Annotated in this window: 15 protein-coding genes; 6 read left to right on the top strand and 9 right to left on the bottom strand. The window is 47.0% G+C overall.

Annotation, left to right across the window (positions count from 1 at the left end):
* Positions 1-159: 159 nt before the first annotated feature.
* Positions 160-798 (bottom strand): DsbA family oxidoreductase, encoded by a 639-nt coding sequence (locus AXFE_RS01645; protein ID WP_052604156.1) that lies wholly within the window; start codon positions 796-798, stop codon positions 160-162.
* A 275-nt stretch (positions 799-1073) separates the two neighbouring features.
* Here AXFE_RS01645 and AXFE_RS01640 point away from each other — a divergent pair, with 275 nt between their 5' ends.
* Positions 1074-1811 carry an NUDIX hydrolase gene (locus AXFE_RS01640; RefSeq protein ID WP_052604198.1) on the top strand — a complete coding sequence of 246 codons (738 nt, stop codon included), beginning with the start codon at positions 1074-1076 and terminating at the stop codon, positions 1809-1811.
* 575 nt (positions 1812-2386) lie between these two features.
* Here the strand turns inward: AXFE_RS01640 and AXFE_RS01630 are convergent.
* From AXFE_RS01630 to alaS, 7 genes are all read right to left on the bottom strand, one after another.
* Positions 2387-3607 (bottom strand): type II secretion system F family protein, encoded by a 1221-nt coding sequence (locus tag AXFE_RS01630; RefSeq protein ID WP_052604154.1) that lies wholly within the window; start codon positions 3605-3607, stop codon positions 2387-2389.
* Between the two features lie 849 nt (positions 3608-4456).
* On the bottom strand, positions 4457-6094 hold the full coding sequence (locus AXFE_RS01625) for a type IV pilus twitching motility protein PilT (protein ID WP_200891154.1): 1638 nt from the start codon (positions 6092-6094) through the stop codon (positions 4457-4459).
* 18 nt (positions 6095-6112) lie between these two features.
* On the bottom strand, positions 6113-7873 hold the full coding sequence (locus tag AXFE_RS01620; RefSeq protein WP_200891153.1) for a GspE/PulE family protein: 1761 nt from the start codon (positions 7871-7873) through the stop codon (positions 6113-6115).
* A 55-nt stretch (positions 7874-7928) separates the two neighbouring features.
* Positions 7929-8810, bottom strand: coding sequence for a shikimate dehydrogenase (gene aroE, locus AXFE_RS01615; RefSeq protein ID WP_052604153.1), 882 nt, complete (start codon positions 8808-8810; stop codon positions 7929-7931).
* Positions 8807-9862 (bottom strand): endolytic transglycosylase MltG, encoded by a 1056-nt coding sequence (gene mltG / locus AXFE_RS01610; protein WP_052604152.1) that lies wholly within the window; start codon positions 9860-9862, stop codon positions 8807-8809. The genes aroE and mltG overlap by 4 nt, the downstream gene beginning before the upstream one ends.
* Before the next feature lie 91 nt (positions 9863-9953).
* Positions 9954-10382: a Holliday junction resolvase RuvX gene (gene ruvX / locus AXFE_RS01605; RefSeq protein ID WP_052604151.1), complete on the bottom strand. Its 429-nt coding sequence runs from the start codon at positions 10380-10382 to the stop codon at positions 9954-9956.
* Positions 10383-10525: 143 nt separating this feature from the next.
* Positions 10526-13096: an alanine--tRNA ligase gene (alaS, locus tag AXFE_RS01600; protein WP_052604150.1), complete on the bottom strand. Its 2571-nt coding sequence runs from the start codon at positions 13094-13096 to the stop codon at positions 10526-10528.
* A gap of 635 nt (positions 13097-13731) precedes the next feature.
* Here alaS and aspS point away from each other — a divergent pair.
* From aspS to AXFE_RS01570, 5 genes are all read left to right on the top strand, one after another.
* On the top strand, positions 13732-15492 hold the full coding sequence (gene aspS / locus AXFE_RS01595) for an aspartate--tRNA ligase (protein ID WP_052604149.1): 1761 nt from the start codon (positions 13732-13734) through the stop codon (positions 15490-15492).
* Positions 15493-15534: 42 nt separating this feature from the next.
* Entirely contained in the window at positions 15535-16665 is a 1131-nt protein-coding gene (locus AXFE_RS01590; RefSeq protein WP_052604148.1) for an AAA family ATPase, read from the top strand.
* Between the two features lie 492 nt (positions 16666-17157).
* Positions 17158-17349: a hypothetical protein gene (locus tag AXFE_RS01585; protein WP_052604147.1), complete on the top strand. Its 192-nt coding sequence runs from the start codon at positions 17158-17160 to the stop codon at positions 17347-17349.
* A 1029-nt stretch (positions 17350-18378) separates the two neighbouring features.
* Positions 18379-19407, top strand: coding sequence for an ATP-binding cassette domain-containing protein (locus AXFE_RS01575; RefSeq protein WP_407071667.1), 1029 nt, complete (start codon positions 18379-18381; stop codon positions 19405-19407).
* Positions 19400-20218, top strand: a complete 819-nt coding sequence (locus tag AXFE_RS01570; protein WP_052604145.1) for an ABC transporter permease — start codon at positions 19400-19402, stop codon at positions 20216-20218. Before AXFE_RS01575 ends, AXFE_RS01570 begins: the two co-directional genes overlap by 8 nt.
* A 106-nt stretch (positions 20219-20324) precedes the next feature.
* Here AXFE_RS01570 and AXFE_RS01565 read toward each other — a convergent pair.
* Positions 20325-21052, bottom strand: a 728-nt coding sequence (locus AXFE_RS01565; protein WP_152625795.1) for an IS1634 family transposase, incomplete at its 5' end; no start/stop codon positions are given.

The raw sequence follows: 21052 nt of genomic DNA, 5'->3' as shown, positions 1-21052 counted from the left end.
ATAATTTCCAACCACTCGAACAAATCAGCCACCCTAGACTTTGGACCTCAAGCAAAAGGCAACATTTGTGATCTCAATGATGGCTAAAACGGCCTTCAAGTCGAAATAGTGTTCGAGCTAGGGCTATATCCATGTGGCAAAGTATCTCCAAATTTGGAGTCATTTGAGCTTAGACCATACCGCCGTCATAGCAGAGACAAAAGTCATAGTATCCTGAGCACCCGATATCGCATATTTATCTTCGATCAAATAGAAGGGCACACCGCTTACACCAATCGAGGCAGCAAAAGATTCGTCTCGTCGGACCTCTATGGCAAACTCATCGCTCCCTAAAACTTCACTCACACGCGAGAAGTCCATTCCAGCGCGACTGGCCATGCTAGCGAGTTGTTCATGATCCGAAATCAATGCACCATCTTCGAAGTATCCTTTCATCAAAGATTCCACCATCTCTTCTCCAAGGCCACTTTTGATGGCCAACTGAACCAGACGGTGAGCATCGAAGCTATTTGTAGGCGACATCTTCTCAAAGTCGAAGTCAATTCCAAGTTCCACGCCAATATTTAGAAGATTCTCATTGAAGCCCCTAGCCTCTTCGAGCGTAACGTTGTACTTTTTCGAAATCAGCTCAACAATCGATGCACCTGAATAAAGTTGCGCACCTGGGTCGAGCTCGAAGCTTCTATAGGAGATAACGACATCGTCACTATGGTCGAAATAGGTAAGCGCCTCATCTAGTCGCCGACGCCCAACGAAACACCATGGACAGACTATATCTGCGAAGATCTCGATTTTCATTTACACGTCCATAATTGTCATACTTATTTCTAATAAAGATAACTAAGCATATGGTTCTTTTAGTCCATTGATCAAAATAATCATCGTTGCTCAGCGCGCTTGCCCTAGTATTAAATTACTCAGAGCCGTCACGGCACCAAGCGAGGTGGGAGTCTGGAACTTTCTTTAGTCAAGATTCACAAAATGAGATAAAATCAACTCGTAGATCTATAGTCAACTCTGATATCAAGGTACCAATTGCAATCAACCGTTACAAGATTCCTTACGAATTGATAATGACCCGAACAAATCAGACCCATCAACCCCAATTTGCACTAACGGTCGACCTGGCGATCTTTACCGTGAATTATGGAAAACTCTGTGTGCTTTTAATTTGCAGAGGCGAGGATCCTTTCTCGAATTACTGGGCACTTCCAGGTGGATTTGTCCTTCCCGAAGAAGATGTTGAAGATGCCGCCCGGCGCGAACTCACCGAAGAAACTGGGTTAGACGCAAGTGAAATGCACCTCGAACAACTAGGAACCTACGGCAACCCAAAGCGTGATCCCAGGATGAGAGTCGTCTCAGTAGCACACGTGGCTCTTGTGGCAAACTTAGATCGACCAGTTGCCGGAGGAGATGTGTCTCAAGCAAAGTTTTGGCCCGTGGATTCACTGGCACTTGGACGCGGTGACAAGGCAGAGAGGATCCCGCTGGCTTTCGATCATGACACTATTGTCACGGATGCTATCGAACGCGTTCGATCAAAATTGGAATACACAACACTAGCGACCGCATTCGTAAACGAGCCATTCTCACTAGCCGACATCCGAGGAGTTTACGAGGCAGTTTGGGGCAAGGCTCCTGATGTTGCCAACTTTCGACGCAAAGTGCTCTCAACCAAAGGGTTTGTCCTTCCTGCTGGCAAGGCAGGAGTCCCAGGAAACCGCGGAGGCAGGCCCGCTGCTCTTTATCTTCGGGGGTCAGCAACTCACCTTCACCCGCCAATTTTACGCTCTGAAATCAACACCTAGCACGGGAAGTCCAAAAGAGTCCGTAAAAGTTTCAAAGACCAACCATCACATACGCAAACCACGCTTTTGCGATCGGTCTCAAGCAAAGCTGCTGTTCATCGAACAAATCTTCAATAAGAGAGTAATAAAAAGAGGTCTCATTGCAAACTCCAAAGAGTCGAGACACCTTTTCGCCCATCGTCCCCGATGGTGTTTTTTGGTACATGGCTAAAAATAAGAGGCTCAAGAAGAGGCGTGCTCCGACTGCAATAAAGATTCGTCGGGGAGTCAAACTCTGTGGGTCTAATCAATTCGTCATAAGAAGATCATCCTTATTCATCAGAAAATTAGATCAACGCTCTAATTGGAGGGGACTTTAGTGTTTCGGTCCATCATGGAAGTAGAAGCCGCTAGCCATAATACTTCAGGACGTTTTGAAACGCTTCAACCGAAGCTGGCTTTGTAAATCATTGATCCAAGGCAATTGACACAAATATGCTTTTTGATCCGACAGATTGAAAATTCGAGCAATCGATCCAAAAAAGCCAAGCTAGAAAGAACGATCAGGAGAACCGAAAAATAGCAGCTTCTGGATCCTATTTTATAAGCTTGATGACATTGAACATTGGCAGATATAGTGAGATCACCATAGAACCGACGACCCCTCCCAGGACCACAATCAGGACCGGCTCCAAAAGTGATGAAAGTGATGCAACCATCGCCTCGACTTGCTCGGCGTAAAAGTTCCCTATTTTGGCCAACATTGTATCAACTTCGCCAGTCTCTTCCCCTACTGCCACCATCTGTGTAACCATAGGAGGAAATATATCATGTTGAGCCATTGTCGTCGAAAGTGAAACTCCCTGTTTCACACCGTTTTGCATTGCAGAAATAGCGGATTCAAAACGCGTATTATTAGCTGTTCCCTTGGTGATATCGAGTGCCTCCAGAAGCGGAACTCCCGATCGAACTAACGACGATAGTGTACGACAGAATCTAACCACCGCTGATTTATGTAGAAGTTTGCCGAAAATCGGCACCTTCAGAACCAACTTATCCTTTACAATCCGCCCCTTTTCGGTGCGAATATACCTACGTAATAGGTATATGAGGAGAGCGACAACTAGTGCCACTTCCAAAAAGTAGGAAACCATGATATGGGAGATGTCAAGCAATATCAATGTTGGGGTCGGAAGCGTGCCATGCAAGGATGCAAAGATCGACTTAAATTGAGGAACTACAAACAGAAGCATCGCCGTCAAAATCAAAACAACCAAGATCAACACCGCAACAGGATAGGTCATCGCCGATTTAATCTTGCGACGAATCGAGGCTGCATTCTCTAAAGTGGTGGCCAGATCGAGAAGAACGCGATCCAAAACACCACCGACTTCGCCGCTTCTCACCATCGACACAAAGAGACGATCGAAGATCTTTGGATGCATAGCCAAAGCAACCGAGAGCGATGAACCCCTCTCGATCTCCTGTCGAATCTTGACTAGAGCAGTCGCTAGTGTCTTATTTTCAACCTGAGTTGAAAGAATTACAAGCGAGCGCACCAACGGCAAGCCCGCTGAAATCATAGTTGCAAACTGTCGGGAAAATGTTGCTAAATCGTCAGCACTGACACGATCAGAGATACCAGGAATCCGAATCTCCATCGAGAGAGCAACCGTATTCTTGGATTTGACTGAAACGGGAAGATAGCCCATCTCATGAAGGCGTTCGGCTACCCTGCCTTCACTCTCTGCATCGATCACACCGGATATCTTTCCGCCGGTCTTTCGATCACGTGCTTGGTATTCAAAAGTCTTCACAACCGCACCTTCAAATATCTCGGGGAATATTCCACACTTACTCTTTCGACCGCTTGGAATGTGAACCTGTAATAAAAACCCGAAATCGCATCACCACGGATCTCAAAAATTCGTATAGACGCTATCAATACCGTTGTAAAATCGTTTATGCTTTCGCATCTCCAAGAAAGGTCATCTTAACCAAAATCTGCCAGTTGCTCTAGTGGAGACAGCTAGATCCCCCGTTTTTACTAAGGCTATCGCTCAACCTAAAACCCCCCAGAGACAGATAATCCAACTCCTCCGCGAGAAAAACGCTGGAATAGCGTTTCTGATCCAAAAGTCAAGCTTGGCACCTCGAAAATGCTATAACCACTCAAAAAGAGTCACCACGGCGATTTCAAGATATAGCCGTAGTCCTTGTGACAAAAGTGAAAAGTTTTTTATCACTCATAGATTGCCACTATCGACGTTACGACAGCCTTGTGTCTTGGGACGGACAACCACCCCTGATATCGCTTTGGTAGATCAGCTTTGGCTGAATTCTTGGACTATTTTGGGTAACTTGATAGATGCGAATCTTCGTGTCAGTGATGTTATAAATCCATAACCACTCAAACCAACGCCATCGGATCAGCTCCTCAACCCAACAGAGCAAAATGAAGGTGGCTTATCTACCAAAACAAGGAGTCAACTTGACAAGCAAGGCAAGATCCTCCGCTACAGGATCAAAATATTATCGATCGACTCTCTTTCTGGTCCCGTTGACATGCTTAGTGCAAACCCCTACCTATCTCCGATGGGTACCCAGATTTTAAAGACGCGTCTTAGAGTCAAACGCCATTTCCACCCAAAGGCGCCAAGATGGTCTTAAGCGCCCCTGCGTAGCTGAGAAGGGGAAGAGTTGGAAGAAGAGAGTAGCCTGCGGAGTTCGTCGGGGTTCGAAGAGCCCCTCAGTGCCGCTTCGGGCGTTACCGTTCTAGCCCTTACAAGCTGAGCGAGCGCCACTTCCATGGTCTGCATGCCAAAGGCTCCACCGGCTTGCATGGATGAATAGATCTGGTGGATCTTTGCCTCTCGAATCAAATTGCGTATAGCTGGAGTAATTACCAATACCTCCGCTGCAACCGTCCGGCCATGCCCGCTTGCCAGCGGTAAGAGTTGCTGAGTAACGATCCCTTGAAGGCTCGAAGCAACTTGTACTCTGACTTGGGATTGCTGATGCGATGGAAAGACATCTATAATTCGATCTATAGCCTGTGGGGCGTCCTGAGTGTGAAGGCTCGCATATACAGCATGACCCGTCTCAGCGGCAGTGAGCGCCATTGAGATCGTCTCATGATCGCGCAACTCACCAACTAGTATGACATCGGGATCCTGACGTAATACATGACGTAACGCTTCCGCAAAGCCAAAGGTGTCCTCGCCAACTTCTCTTTGATTGATCAACGCCTTCTTGTGGCTATGCAAAAACTCAATCGGATCCTCGACCGTCACTATATGGCACTCACGGGATGCATTTATACTATCAACGAGCGAGGCAAGTGTAGTTGACTTGCCTGAGCCAGTAGGGCCGGTGACCAAAACCAAACCCCTTGGGATATCCGCAAATGAAGAAACGACCTTAGGTAAACCCAAACTTTCCAGAGTGGCGATCTTGTCGGGAATCGATCGCATAACTGCACCCAGACTGGAGCGCTGCATGAATACATTTACCCTAAAACGCCCAATTCCCGCAACGCCATAGGAAACATCAAGCTCACGGCTGGCTTCAAAGCGATCCCGCTGCGAATCAGTGAGTATGGAATAGATCAATTCCCTTATAGTTTGCGGCTTTAGAATTGGATATTGATCGAGCCTTATCAGTCGACCATCAACCCTTATTGTGGGACTCGCCCCAACGGTCAAATGGAGGTCTGATCCTCTTTGGTCGGATGTAACTCGCAATAATTCAGCAATTGAGGGTATCGACGCATCCATCCGCGCCATCGATACTAAACGATCCGAAACGCCAATTGATTTAGAATCGGATTCACCTTGAGAAAGAGGATTTGACTCCTCGAACTCTTTAGATATCGCCGATCCAAAGATCGAGGTGGCAATCTCCACCATTGATGATCGAGATACTTGGACCATATCAATGCCATAGCCGACCAAGGCACTCTTGAGCTTCGAAATCACACCGTCAGAGTAAGGATCCAAAGTCGAGATCTGCAGCCTCCCGTCGACGACCAAGAACGGGACCACCCAGAATCGTTTAAACAACTCCAAAGAGGCGAGCTTATCCACCATTGAAGATCGAACCACAGAAGGTCCATCGCTATATTTTACGGAGTTGGATTCAGAGACGGTGGCCAAAAGATTATCATGAGACAACTGAAATTCTCGAGCCACAATGTCTACGAATTCAATCACACCCGAAGAATCTTTGGTTAGCCCCTCCAAGCGATCCGGATCTGAGATCCCATCCCGGACTAATGCTGCAATCGCCTTTGTCTTATCTAGCACCTAGGTCTAATCCTTGACTCATGAAACAACTCTAAATATCTCATCCAAAGTTGTATTTCCGCCTAAAACCTGCCGCAATCCAGCAACCTTCATGGGTATCATTCCTTTGGCCATTGCCAAATCGCGAATATCATGGCTATTACCATTCCCAGCAATAAGACGCTCTACGTCATCAGTTACCACGAGAACTTCATGAATTGCAAAGCGTCCCTTGTAGCCCGTATTAGAACAAACACCACATCCCTCGGCCTTGTACAAATTCGGAGGTACTTCAAGCCCCCAGCGATCAAGATTAAGAGGAGCGAGCTCAGCTCTAGTTGGTGCATAGGCCACTTTGCAATTATCACAGAGACGCCGCGCTAGACGTTGAGCCACAATGCAGTCAAGTGCGCTTGAAACCAGATAGGGCTCCACGCCCATCTCAATCAAGCGAGCAGGAGTGGATGCCGCATCATTTGTGTGAAGAGTGGACAGAACTAGGTGGCCAGTTAGCGCTAACTCCGTCGCGATAACCGCAGTCTCTTGGTCTCGAATCTCGCCAACCATGACGATATCTGGATCTGAACGCAAAATCGATTTCAGGGCTGATGCAAAGTTGAGGCCAGCCTTATAGTTGACTTGAACCTGGTTGATGCCTGGAATTCTATACTCAACCGGATCCTCAACCGTAATCAAGTTTTTCTCTGGCGAATTCAAGACATTCAGCGTTGCATATAACGTGGTGGACTTACCAGAACCGGTAGGTCCAGTAACTAAAATTGTTCCGTAGGGCTTTTTGAAAGAGGCTTGATAGAGCGCCAAGGAGTCCGACAGAAACCCCAGATCTGCCAAGTCCATCATCGCAGTAGCGTTCTCTAAAATTCGAAGCACTACCTTCTCGCCATAATTGGTTGGAAGGGTAGCAACTCGAAGATCAATCGATCGGCCCCCAATAACTCCTGAAATCCGCCCATCCTGAGGCACTCGCCGCTCGGCAATATTAAGATCCGCCATTATCTTGATGCGTGAGATAATCCCTGCTTGCAGATTCTTTGGAAGCATCGACACTTCGTGAAGCACTCCATCAATACGATGCCGAAGCCTAACTCCATCTGCTTGTGGCTCCACATGAACGTCGCTAGCCCGATCGTTTACAGCTTGAGCAATTGTCGCATTTACTAACTTTACGATCGGTCCTTCTTCGGCCACCTCTTTGAGTGCAGAGGCATTTTCATGACTAGACGAATCGGCAACCTCAGCGGCCGCTATGGCATTTGCCTCTACGGATTCATTTCCGATTCCAACCATACGATCGATAGTTGAAAGCACGGCAGTTCTTGAGGCGACAACAAGGACAATATCCCTACGAATATATGCTCGAAAGTCGTCAATTCCCTGCACATTGTTGGGGTCGGCCGCTGCCACCACCACCCGCGCATCCCTAAATGAAATAGGAATCATCTCATGCTTGACTGCAAGATTACGTGTTATCAAAGATGAAGCAGCTGGGTCAACGGATATTCTATTTAGATCTACGAATTCTAGCCCCAAACGTGTAGCTAGGATCTTTCCAAGAATGGCTTCGTCGACTAAGTTGTTCTCGATCAATACCCGTGACAGGGGTACGTTACGCCTTCTCTGTTCGTCTGCAGCCTTGTGAAGGTTCTCCTCCGAGACCACGCCATCTTGAAGCAAAAACCGAGCTAAGGGGGAAAGGATACCACCTACCCCACTCTGGCGAGCGCTTTGATTACGTTCTAACTGCGTTGAAGGTGGGACCGGGAAAGTCATCAACTTCATTTTCGTCAGTTACTAACCAAAACTTCAACACTATTTGTGAAGTCGAAGCGAATACTCAGCTTCGGCGCAGAGTTTCGGCTTTGGCCGCAGCTCTCATCTCTTCAAGCGGCGGCTCAACTCCCGTCCAAAGTTCAAAGGCTATCTTTGAAAGTTGCACCAACATAGAGACTCCTGAGCCACCTTCTAAATGCTTGGACGCAGCCACTTCCATCAGGGGTGTCTGCACCGGATAATAGACTATGTCGTAGACAAATTGACCAGATGAAAGCTGGTCAGGGGTGATAGGACTCAAACCACTAAGTTGAGTACCAGCCATTCCAACCGGGGTCGCATTGATTACGATATCGGCTCGCGCAATATCGGCGGGGACTCCCACAAAGCCTACTGATCCAGCTAGCTCTGCTGCAACTGCAGCTGTCGAGAGGTTTCGCGACACCACGTATACCTCACCAACCCCAGCCTCACCTAGAGCTAGGCAGATCGCCCGTCCGGCACCGCCGCTACCGATCACTGCCACAGATTTGCCTTTAACTGAAATACCATGATCTTCTCGAAGAGCTTCGACCAAAGCTGGGCCATCGGTAGAATCACCAATGAGCTGATCACCTTTTCGATAGACCACATTTACACTCTGCAGTAAACGAGCACGCTCTGTTACCGAATCGAGAAAAGGTATGATCTCCTTCTTGAGAGGCATTGTCACCGACAGTCCCTGGATCCCAAAGATACGCACGGCCGCCATCGCGCTCTCTATATCTTGGCGTGCGACCTTAAAACCCACATATACGATGTCCAAACCCAAGCGTCTTATAGCTGCATTGTGAATCACCGGAGAAAGCGAATGATCCACAGGGTCACCTATTACGGCTAAAACTTTAGTGGCTCCGGTGGGCCAGGCCCACGATGATAGGTGAGCCTCAACTTCAAAATTTGTCATCCTAGCCCTCTCTGGCCAGCTAAAGCTTCATTAGCTAACTGCTGACTATAGGTTGTTGAAAATGCCTCTGCTCCATTTGAGCTAACAGTTACGAAATATATCCACGGCCCACTTGCAGGATTTAGCGCTGCGTGAATAGCGCTTTCTCCAGGAGCGCTGATGGGCGTTGGTGGCAATCCAGGATTCAAATAAGTATTATACCGGGTAGCCATCTTAAGTTGTTGATAAGTAGGCGAACCACCAGTCAAGCCAAGTCCATAGAGAACAGTCGAATCAAACTGCAGGTTCATCGGTATAGCGAGCCGATTGTATATCACCCTAGCAACCTTGGCGTAGTCCCCACTCAACAAAGCTTCACGCTGAATCAAAGATGCGACTATCAAAACCTGATAGGCGCTGATGGAATCAAACCTGGTGCTTGGCGATAGACCTGCCTGAGAAGCAACTTTTGTGGTCTCATCCAGCATCTCTTGGATCAATTGACTATCGGGCTCATTTGGAAGAACAAAATATGTGTTAGGGCTCAAAAGACCCTCCAAATTTGTCGAACCAGGAGGAAGAAATGGACTTTTAAAGTTGCCCTTCGATAGAGCTTTATCAAAACTCTTGAGGCTATGACCTGGAATTTTAGCAACTTGATGTGCTATTTGAGCTACGGTCATCCCTGGAATGATGGTCAGGCGATACTCATTGGCGCCACCTCGAAAGACCGAAATTACAGCTTTGGCCGACTCATTCTTATGAAAAGTATACTCACCTGGAAGAAGGGAGGGAGGAGCATTTAGCTTCAGGTAAATATCAAAATAAAAACTAGAACGAATCACTCCTAACCCTGCGAGTTCACGTCCGACAATAGAATAATTATCTCCGCTCTTTATCAAAAGATTCACGACCGAACCTTTAATTGCTCCAGATATCCCTCTTTGGTAAGAAGACCAAGCTAGGAAAGCGCTAATTATCACGATAAACACTATGGAGAGGATGCCAATGATGACCTTACCCCTAAGGGTCACTTGACGCCTTTTAGTAAGGTCGTGGTCTTCTACAACCAAAATCAGACTCCCCTTGAATACCTAGAGTTAACAGAGCGTCTTGCTGGACAGATAAACAAACTACCCTTGGAGACCTCGGACAAACCCATACTCACGAATCGTGACCATTGATAGTATCAAAATAAGAAGAAAGAATTACAGCTGCACTCGCTGAATCAACTCGGCTACGCAATTTTTTCCCTCTCTGGCCCGTTTGAGCAAGTTCCCTCGTCGCCGACCTGGTGGTCAAGCGCTCATCAACATAGACAATCTCTATTTTCCCAACGCGAGCTATCTCATTACCAATCTCATGTACCCAGCTCGAAGCGATCCCACTACTTCCATTCAAAGAAACAGGATCGCCGATTACGATCACGCTTGGATCGTAATCCATCAGATGAGACACCAACTTATCAATCTCTAACATAAGATCGCCACTCACCAGGAACGATTCGCTAGGAACAGCTACCCCAATCAAATTGTTGCCAACTGCGACGCCTACACGTCGCTTTCCTAGATCTAACGCTACATACTTAGCCACTTCAAACCTTATAAGTTACAATGAGTTGACTCAAATAGTTGACGATACCAATTCGATCTTATTTACTTGAACAAGGCTCATTGCCAGCTATTTGAGCTTTATATCTAAAGCCAAATATGTTCAACCCCTGCAGAAACAACTAGTTAGATCGACTTCTTAATGATTTGAAGGGCCTCGTCGATCTTTTCATAATTCTTGCCTCCGGTTTGAGCAAAATCTGCATTCCTGCCTACTCCTCCACCCAGAACCTTTGCTGCGCCAGCAACCGCGCTCGAGACGTCGATAGACGAATCCGGGCCTCGCGTCGCAACCAAGGCAACCTTATTTTCATCAAAGAGTGAAATTAGAGCTACAAACTTCAACCCCACATGCGACTTCAAGATGGAGGAGATCTCTTTGAGAGCATTTGGATTCTGTCCATCAAGGCGTTCAATAAGGATACCATCGTCAATCCGAGAGAAAAGGTCCTTTGTAAGTTTTGAAAGTCGCTCTCTTTCGTAGCCTGCGAGAGTCGACGTTAACTCTCTTTCTTTGATCCGCATCTGTTCCAATCTGGACAAAACCTCGGTCTCAGAGGTGCCAAGAACACTTGTAACTTGACCCAGCAAGGCAGCCTTGGCCTTTAGGTAGCTAAGCGCACCAAGACCGGTAAGTGCCTCGATACGCCGAGTGTTAGCGCCGATAGAAGTCTCTTGTGTGATCACGAAGAGCCCTATCGCACCCAATTCATCTACGTGAGTTCCTCCGCAAAACTCCATAGACGTTGAACCCGCCCGCACCACGCGGACTGAGTCGCCATACTTATCTCCGAAAAAGGCGATAGCACCCATCTCCATGGCTTCAGATTTAGAGGTTACTTTGGTCTCCACCTTTTCACTAGCCGATATGGCTTCATTGACGAGTTCTTCAACTTTAATGATCTCATCTGGCAAAAGCGGACCCCAGTGAAAGAAATCAAATCGGAGACGATCTGGAGCCACTAAAGAGCCCTGTTGCTTTACATGGTCACCTAGCACCGAACGAAGAGCGCTATGAACAAGGTGAGTAGCTGTATGATTCTTGCGAATTGCATTTCGTCGCGCCCGGTCGACGCTCATAGAAACATTCTGTCCAATTCGAAATTCACCACTTGGGATTCGAACGATATGCCTTGTCAACGATGAGAAGGCGAAATTTGTATCTAAAACTTCACCGACAACTCCCTCGGTCGAGATTACGCCAGTATCACCCACCTGGCCACCTTGCTCGCCATAGAAGGAAGTTCGATCTAAAAAGACCTCATAGAGATCGTCTTGACCTTCCGACTTGAAAATCCCAACAATTCGGCCCTGATCACCCAATGTGGAGTAGCCGCTAAAGATAGTGGGGCCAAAGCTCTCGAAAATCTCTCGATAACGGTCGTTGAGCTCGTTATCGCCGCCTTTTTCCTTACGATCCGCACGAGCACGCGTTCTCTGCTTGTCCATTTCAACTTCAAAACCCGCAGTGTCGACTTCGACCCCTCGATCCATTGCAATCTCTTGAGTCAATTCAATTGGAAAGCCATAGGTGTCGTGAAGGCGAAAAGCCGCCTCCCCAGAGATCGGCAAACCACGTTCAAGTTCAGCATCTAAAAGGTTAGATCCCGCTCTCAACGTCTTGGCGAAGCTCTTTTCTTCTCGGTCGATCACGGATTTTATGAAATCCGCTCCAGTCACCAACTCCGGATAAGCGACTCCCAAGTTATCGATAACTGCATCTAAGAGGGTGATCATTACAGACTCTACGTCTTTTATTCGCCATGCTCGAAGCGCAGCCCGCCTTATGATCCGACGCAGTACATAGCCTCTACCTTCGTTGGAAGGTATCACTCCGTCCGCCACTAAAAATGCCATTGACCTCGCATGGTCCGCCATGATCCGCAATGACACATCGACTTCTGGATCTTGACCATAGGTAGCACCAATCAAGGCCGCGCCTGCAGCCAATATAGGCCAAAGCAAATCAGTCTCATAGACAGAACCCTTACCTTGAATAACCGGAAGAATTCGCTCTAGTCCTGCCCCAGTATCAATACAGGGCTTAGGCAGTAAGTGCAAGGATCCGTCTTCGGCCCTATCGTATTGCATAAAGACCAGGTTCCAGATCTCCAGAAATCGCTCGTCCGATCCAAAAGCGGGGCCGCCGTCGGCACCGTAACTCTCGCCCTTGTCGTAATAGATCTCCGAACATGGCCCGCACGGCCCAGTATCGGCCATTTGCCACCAGTTGTCTTCATCAAGTCGCTGAATTCTCTTGGGATTTACGCCAACTTTATCACGCCAAATGGCTTCCGCCTCATCATCGCTCAAATGAACGGTGACCCAAAGGCGGTTCGGATCTAACCCTAAGACTTCGGTGACAAGTTGCCACGCATAGGGGATTGCTTCGTTCTTGAAATAGTCTCCAAAACTAAAGTTACCCAACATCTCAAAAAAAGTTAAATGCCTGGCGGTTCGGCCGATTTGATCTAGATCGTTGTGCTTGCCACCAGCCCTCATACATTTTTGAATCGAGGTGGCTCGGCTGAAAGCAGGCTGTTCTTCACCGAGGAAATACGGCTTAAAAGGAACCATCCCTGCCACTGTAAATAATACTGTAGGATCGTGAGGAATCAACGAGGCTGACGGTACCAAGGTATGACCGCGCTCTACGAAGAAATCTGTAAAGGCTTTTCTGAGTTCATTTGCTTCCATTTGAATGCATATCTTATCAGCACGCGACATGCCCTTAGTTGGAATAGTCCGATGTTGTTATACAACTCTAAAAATTACTTCCGCGAAAATTTGAGCCAGACCAGACACGACGAGTCGTCGAGTAGATTCATCCAGCGCTAAAGACAGAGGCCGAAAATGCGCCAGAGTTATATTGAAACAGAGCGAGAACTATAGTCAATTATCAATGGGTCAGAGACAAAAAAACGAACAAAAATCAAAAGACCCAAGTTTGTTTCATTTTACAAGTGTGTTTCATTTTAAATCTAAGATTCACGAACGATCTACCCTTAGGCCACTTCCTCAATCCTCCTCGATCGAGTGCGACACCCTTGTTAGAATTACGCCTGAGCTATTGCAACAAAAATTCATTCGCCTCATAAACCATAAGAACGCCAAAAAGCACCAAAGTATATGGATCTCCAGCGATCATTAGCCCCTTCAGCCATGCAAATCAAAGGGTTGTCAAAGTAATATGGCAAAGAAAAGGTCAAGCGGACTTAGGCTATAATCGCAGATTATTACAGTTAAATGCGGTGTGGCGGCTCTTTGTGGCCAGGCATCGCATCGATAATTTCTGACAGATCTATTTACAATGAAAAGTGGGCATCTCAAAAATGGGACAAGCAGTCGGCCTTAGGAGTCTCTATTGCGGTCAAGTTAGCGCAAGTGAGATAGGCAATTCCGTAACACTATGCGGTTGGGTTCAGCGAATTCGAGACCACGGGGAGCACCTAAGCTTCATCGACCTGCGAGACCATACAGGTATAGTCCAAGTTACAACCGACAGAATTACCGATATCAAGCCCGAGTATGTAATTCGCGTCAGCGGGACCGTAGCGCCTCGTCCAGAAGGTACTGAAAACGAAAACCTCTCAACTGGAACCATCGAGATACGAGACGTAGAGATAGAAGTCCTATCACAGGCGGCGCCTATTCCTTTTGCACTGGACGATAGAGGTGACGTCGAGGAGATTACCCGACTTCGCTTTCGATATCTAGACATTCGACGAGAAAAGATGCAGCGAAATCTTCGAGTTAGAGCCAAGGTAAATAGCGCCATTCGACGGTCACTTGAAGACCAAGGCTTTACCGAAGTTGAGACACCAATGCTTTGGACGCCTACTCCAGAGGGCGCTAGAGAGTTCCTAGTACCTTCACGGCTTCAGCCAGGAAGCTTCTATGTTCTACCCCAGAGCCCGCAGATAGCCAAGCAACTACTTATGGTTGGCGGTTTTGATAGATACTATCAAATAGCAAGATGCATGCGAGACGAAGATCTAAGAGCAGATCGCCAATTTGAATTTACCCAACTCGACCTGGAAGCATCCTTCATAACGCAGGATGAAATCCATGAGTTCGTATCATCAACGATGCGAGAGATCGTCAGTCTAACAAGGGGCACAGAGATCGGCGATTTCCCCAAAATGACCTGGCGCGAAGCTATGGACTCATATGGTGTCGATAAACCAGATATGAGATTTGGATCCAAACTCGTTGATCTCACCGATATTCTTGGAAGTTCGGGCATACGCGCCTTTAGCGCTGAATGCGTAAAGGGCATCAAGGCTCCTATCTCAGAGATGCCTAGCAGGTCAAAACTAGACGCCCTAATAGCCAAGGCAAAATCCCTTGGAGCCGGCGGTCTTGCCTACTTCAAGGTGATTCAAGAAGGTGACAACCTAGCCTTCGAATCTCCGCTAGCAAAATTCCTAGACGAAAAACTAACCGCCCAAATCATTGAAAAATTAGATCTTGTCGCCGGCGACCTTGCCCTGATCGTGGCTGACAAATGGGAAAAAGCAGTAGAGGTGCTGGGCGCGATTCGCTTGGAGCTTGGACGAAATGGCCTAAACCACGACGATCTTAAGTTCGTATGGATCGTCGACTTTCCGCTTTTTGAAGGTTTGGACGACAATGGCAGGCCAATCTCGGCTCACCACCCCTTTACAATGCCACATAATGACGACTTTGGCCTGCTGGATTCAGATCCACTATCCACTAGAAGCCAATCCTACGATTTAGTATTAAATGGTTGGGAATTAGGCAGTGGCAGCATAAGAATCCACCGTTCGGAGATCCAATCCAAGATCTTCGAGATCATTGGCATTTCAGAGGAAGAAGCTCATTCCAGATTTGGCTTCCTATTGGAAGCATTCAAATATGGAGCACCGCCACATGGTGGTTTTGCCTTTGGAATCGACAGAATCGCGGCCATAATGGCGGGAGAAGAAAATATTCGAGAGGTGATCGCCTTTCCAAAGACACAATCGGGGCAAGATCCAATGACGAACGCACCTAAACCAGTTTCGCAAAAGATACTCGATACAGTCGGACTGCGAACATTACCTAAGGCGAGTAAACCCGGATCCAATTAGATATCAAATTAAAGTAAGTAGGTTTTAAAGGCGGGATTTTAAATGTCTGAGAACGATGTCGATAGATCACAAGTCCCACTTCCTCAAGCAATCCGCCCACAGTCATTCGATGCTATCGTTGGCCATGAAACACTTCTTGGCCAAGGCGGCCTCATAGGATCATTCCGGACCTCAAATAGGACATTATCGATAATTTTATATGGGCCCCCCGGAAGTGGAAAGACCACCATCTCCGAGAACCTACTCAGAGAGATCGGCGCCACGGTGCTAGCTCATACCGGCTCGACTCTTTCGATCCAGGAGATCAAACGAGCAATTGATGCCACTAAAGCAGCCCGTGGATCCCTTTTTGGTGGTCGTGTGGTCTTATTTGTCGACGAAATACACAGACTATCCAAAGTTCAACAAGACGCTCTCTTGGAACCTCTAGAGCGTGGCAAATTGGAGATAATTGGAGCTACTACCGAAAATCCTTCATTTAGCCTTAGCTCCGCGTTGCTTTCGAGAATGCTTACCATAGCATTGGCTCCCCTGACCAAGAAAGAGGTGGCAGAGGTAATTCGACGCTCAAACAAGTCCATTCAAAATCCGCTTGTTGAGGAGATCGTCCTAGCACTTGCCGACTCCTGCCACGGTGATCTACGCTCCGCTTTGACTTTTGCCGAGATATTAGGAACTTTCCAAGGCGCCAAGCAGCTAGAAAAATTCGAGGAACTCAAAGATGAAGTATTCAACTTCCGACGAGGACTCTCAAACGACAGCCACTTTGAACTAGCGAGTGCACTCATAAAATCGATGCGATCTGGCCAAAAAAATGATGCGATACAATACCTTGCGCAGAGTTTAGACCTAGGCGAAGACCCTCGTTTCATAGCACGAAGGATCGCGATCTTCGCATCGGAAGATATTGGAAACGCAGATCCAATGGCGATAGTACTTGCCACATCGACACTCAATGCCGTCGAACGCATTGGTATGCCAGAAGCTCGAATAATCCTTTCTCAGGCGGTAATTTACATGGCAGACGCCCCCAAATCTAGAGCTGCCTACGATGCCATAGATAGTGCAATCTCAAATATCGCCAATCTTGGATCGACCCCCAGTCACCTCAGAGGAATATCAGGACAAATTGAAGAGCGATTAACCCAACGAGGCTCCTTCTATCGAGAGTAGCTCTTTTGATACGAATCGAGCCGATTGTCGCGTCCTGTAGTCCGATACTCTAGAAATAAATATCACCCAATACCAAGGTAGTTCTGAAGATATTAATACCATCTATGATCCGAACTTCCTTTTTAAGATCGCAATTCATCAATGTAGCTTCGATTGAAAATGGGATTTGCTCTACCCTAATCATATGAAAATTAAAAACTCACAAAGCACCCTTATCTAAAAATCAACTTTGTACCAAGGTCTTGCAATCCGGGCATCAAATTCTATTGTATAGCCATTGAAATGGGGGTTCTCCGCAAGAAGCTGACCTAATCGCGCCTAGCTGAACCAACAAAGGGATTCATCCCCAAGCTCACCGAAGGTGAATCCAGGACTTTGCTGACCAAATCTGAAGACTCCCTGAAGAGGCAAATTCAAGAATTAACTAACCCGGTCGATCAATTCCTATATAAGGATTGGGTCAGCTCATTCATGAAATATAAGGAGAGAATCATGAGCATTTCGGCAATAGCGGCAGCCCCTGTAATGGCTGGGGGCGGCGCTTCAAAATCAGCATCAGCAACTTCGAAGGCTCCAGATGGTGACGGAGACAAAGGAGTTGAACCAGCAAAAGGAGGAGCCACCGCCACAACTGGAGGTTCACCACTTTCCCAGCTAAAGTCAGGAGCACCAGTTTACGGATAACTAAATAGTTCTAAACAAAACCTAAAGCGCCAGGCAAGATTCACAACGAAAAATGCCCCAAAGGCAATTCCTAGACAAACTCTCATCTTTTGCTCTTTGGAACTCTTTGGGGCACTTTTAGCTCTTAGACGTAAATAAGAACCAATGCTCAACTGCTATCTTCGACGGCATCGAAGAAAACCTTAAAAACAAAATTGGAAAAACCCAGTTGGCTCCCCAGCGAATCTTAAACCACCTCATTCAAGAGTCGTGCTTAATTCCCAAAGAGCTAAATCTAAAGAGATATAGCGACAAGACAAAAGTCTCTTCTCTCAAAAACCTCCAAGAGAATCCCGGCTCCAAGGTCAGCTACCCAACCCTCCAAGAGGTAAAAGCTACCATCAATTTCTCTTTAGCAAAGAGGGACTAAAGTTGTCGATGAACCAAACGAGTAGCCACCTTATTCTAATAAGCATTCAAATAAGCGGTTTGACTATTGCAATTGGCCAAATTCATTCACTATATAACGACCACTGCCGGGCTCGAATCGACCATATTTGATTTGCATAATGAACCAGCTCACTCCAGAGTGCATGCAAGACGAACAAGATGAACCAGAGAGATAAGCTGCTTTGGAGGATCGACCCCTATTTGACTAAAGATTATCTCCAGAGCGTACCGATTTTAGAAATCACATCTGGGAAATTTATCTACCTCTATGAGCCATCCCGAGATGGCCCACAGCCAGACCAAACACACAAGTTGAAAGAGCGCGGATTGAAACATGTCGACAGTAGAGTCATATGCTTTTCGTGCAGTTGGGTTTAGAAAACCATTAACCGACCACGTCAAATTAAAAGACCAGCGCAAGGGCGCCCGAATGGGCTAAGTTCCTATTTATTGTACGTCGAATTCCAAAGTATCTGGTAGCCAATGGCCATAGAGGTGTCTAGGATCTCGAATGAAACCCTAAGTCGTCTGGTTGATATAAAGAAGTTCAGCCTGTCTACCCTACCTGAAGAAAACCAAAGGATAAGCATGGAAAGTCAATTGGAAGATGCGGTTGAAGTTCGCGACTTGAAGAAGAACTTTGGTAGCGTCTTGGCCCTATCTGGAGTTAGTTTTGCAGTCACAAGAGGAACAGTACTCGGACTTCTAGGTCCCAATGGTGCAGGGAAAACCACGGCGATAAAGATCCTTACCACGCTTTTGAGACCAGATGGTGGTTCAGTATTTATTGAAGGTTGCGACGTACTAGCTAACCCAGCAAAGGCAAGAAGGCTAATTGGATTAGCAGGACAGAGTGCGGCGATCCAAGAGGAGCTAACCGGACGAGAAAATCTCGAAATCATGGGGCGACTTTATCATCTCAATAAAAAGACCTCACAGGCCAGAGCTAGCGAACTCCTTAATCGATTTGACCTCATTGAAGCCGGAGATCGCCCTGCTAAGACGTATTCAGGTGGCATGCAAAGGCGCCTCGACTTAGCGGCAAGTCTTGTTGGACGTCCCGCAGTACTCTTTTTGGACGAGCCCACGACAGGCCTTGATCCAAGAGCTCGAAACGGGATGTGGAGCGTAATTAAAGAGCTGGTGGAAGAAGGAACCACACTCGTACTTACGACGCAATACCTAGAGGAGGCCGACATCCTAGCGGACAAGATAGTCGTAATTGACCAAGGAAGAGTTATTGCCGCTGGAACGGCGAACGAGCTAAAAGCCCAAGTCGGTGGTGATGTCATAGAATTTACTGTCACCGACCCAAGCCGAATCGAAGATGCACAGCGTGCCGTCTCTGATCTATCATCGAAGGAACCAGTTGTGAACTACGATTCAGCAAGGGTAACTGTCGGAATTGGCGCCCTTGGAACAAATGGGCTGGCCAAAGCGGTCCTAAACCTCGACTCCGCTGGTGTAAACATTGAGAAACTCTCACTGCATCGCCCTTCGCTCGATGATGTCTTTCTCTCTATCACTGGCCATTACAGCACCGCTGTCGATGAAAACCTCCAGAAAAGTCAAAACCGCAGGGCAAAAAGAACAACTTCTAAAGCTCGAGAGGGAACAACCAATGAATAATCGTCCGATATTGGATCGACCAACGGAAATCAATGTCTCTTTACTTGAGGAACTTAGGTATGGCATCAGCGATGCCCTTATTATCGCTAAACGAGATCTTTTGGTTTGGCTTCGGGTTCCAGCGTTCATATTTTTCGCTATAGTCCAACCCGTAATGTTCGTCTTACTGTTTCGTTATGTCTTTGGTGGGGCAATCTCGGTCAACGTGCCAGGCGGCTACGTTGACTACTTGATGCCTGGGATAATCGCTCAATCTGCAGCATTTGCTTCATTCGGAACTGCAATTGGCCTTGCTCGTGAAATCCAACTCGGAGTGATCGACCGATTTCGCTCGATGCCTATGGCTAGGTCAGCGGTCCTACTTGGAAGGCTAATAGCCGATTCAATTCGACTCTTAGTGACGGTTGTAGTAATTCTACTAGTTGGATACGCCGTAGGTTTTAGATTTCACAATGGTGTCGCTGCTGGCATAGCAATGCTGGGCTTCGGCGTCGCCTTTGGCATTGCTATCTGCTGCGTATCGGCCTTTTGCGGATTGGCACTAAAAAACGAAGAGACGGTTCAGTCCTTTGGGCTGGCATGGTTATTTCCATTGACATTTGTCTCGTCCGCATTCGTCCCAGTAAGTTCAATGCCCAGTTGGCTTCAAGTATTCGCAAAAAACCAACCGGTCACAATCATCATCAACGAGATGAGATCCTTGGCTCTGGGCGGACCGCTCTTTTCAGGTGGAATCAAAAGCGTAATATGGTTAATCGTCATTATTGCAATATTTATCCCCTTGGCGATTCGCTCCTATAGGCGCATTTAGTACCTAGGTCTCAATTTCAACCAACTCCCCTGGCGCCTAGCCCTACTTTCGGCAACCACCCCATGAAAGCCCAGGTAATGACCATATTGGTGTCTGGATTTGGGCACTACAGTTGAGCAATCACCTTCTTGGTTCGAGCTAGCGTATCTACTACTCCAAGAATAGAGTAGATCTCTTTTTGGGTAGAGTTTGGAGTAGAGGAGATACGAAGGTTATGTAGACGTTTGTTATCATCTAACATCGTTACGTTCAAGCGGCTATGGGTAGACACTTGAGCAAGAATGCTGTGAACACTTCTTTTGTCACCGGCTTGAGATAAGCTAAGTGCAATTGCTCCATAGAGGTGATAAGCAACTACTGAGATAAATAGATGAGCAGCGGTACGACTAGCTAGTTGGTGATAGATCGGTCTCATCCCAAGATTGCTCTTTAGGGCTTTGAATGCATCCTCTACCTTTGTTAGGGTCATATAGAGCTTCCAGATCTCTTCTGGTTCTAGATCGTTCCTATTGGTCTCAATCACATATGCACCATAGAGAGTCTCAGCTGCTTCTTTTACTTTTGGTTTCTCGGTCAAAACCAGCTCTTTGACTTTTTGGTCATCGCCAGTTATGGCATCTATCTCATAGCGACGTGCAATAGAGCGATGCTCTTGCTTTAGCTTTCCTATTCTTGAAGCCACAGTTGTGGCATTGGAATATTGACCACGCTTAACTGAGTCAGCTAGTTTGTCAAATGCACTCTGGAACTTAGTTTGCATACCTCTAGCAATTGCCTCTTCTTTATCCCTGCGACGCTCTGAGATACATAGGATCTGCTTTATCTTGTTGTCCA

It is taken from the genome of Acidithrix ferrooxidans (assembly GCF_000949295.1).
In the GTDB taxonomy this organism is placed as follows: domain Bacteria; phylum Actinomycetota; class Acidimicrobiia; order Acidimicrobiales; family Acidimicrobiaceae; genus Acidithrix; species Acidithrix ferrooxidans.
This window is presented reverse-complemented; position numbering and strand designations above follow the sequence as displayed.

Bases quoted from the DNA above. Each gene is read 5' to 3' on its own strand.
- AXFE_RS01645 (WP_052604156.1), bottom strand. From the start codon at position 798: ATGAAAATCGAGATCTTCGCAGATATAGTCTGTCCATGGTGTTTCGTT.
- AXFE_RS01640 (WP_052604198.1), top strand. From the start codon at position 1,074: ATGACCCGAACAAATCAGACCCATCAACCCCAATTTGCACTAACGGTC.
- AXFE_RS01620 (WP_200891153.1), bottom strand. From the start codon at position 7,873: ATGAAGTTGATGACTTTCCCGGTCCCACCTTCAACGCAGTTAGAACGT.
- aroE (WP_052604153.1), bottom strand. From the start codon at position 8,810: ATGACAAATTTTGAAGTTGAGGCTCACCTATCATCGTGGGCCTGGCCC.
- alaS (WP_052604150.1), bottom strand. From the start codon at position 13,096: ATGGAAGCAAATGAACTCAGAAAAGCCTTTACAGATTTCTTCGTAGAG.
- aspS (WP_052604149.1), top strand. From the start codon at position 13,732: ATGGGACAAGCAGTCGGCCTTAGGAGTCTCTATTGCGGTCAAGTTAGC.
- AXFE_RS01590 (WP_052604148.1), top strand. From the start codon at position 15,535: ATGTCTGAGAACGATGTCGATAGATCACAAGTCCCACTTCCTCAAGCA.
- AXFE_RS01585 (WP_052604147.1), top strand. From the start codon at position 17,158: ATGAGCATTTCGGCAATAGCGGCAGCCCCTGTAATGGCTGGGGGCGGC.
- AXFE_RS01570 (WP_052604145.1), top strand. From the start codon at position 19,400: ATGAATAATCGTCCGATATTGGATCGACCAACGGAAATCAATGTCTCT.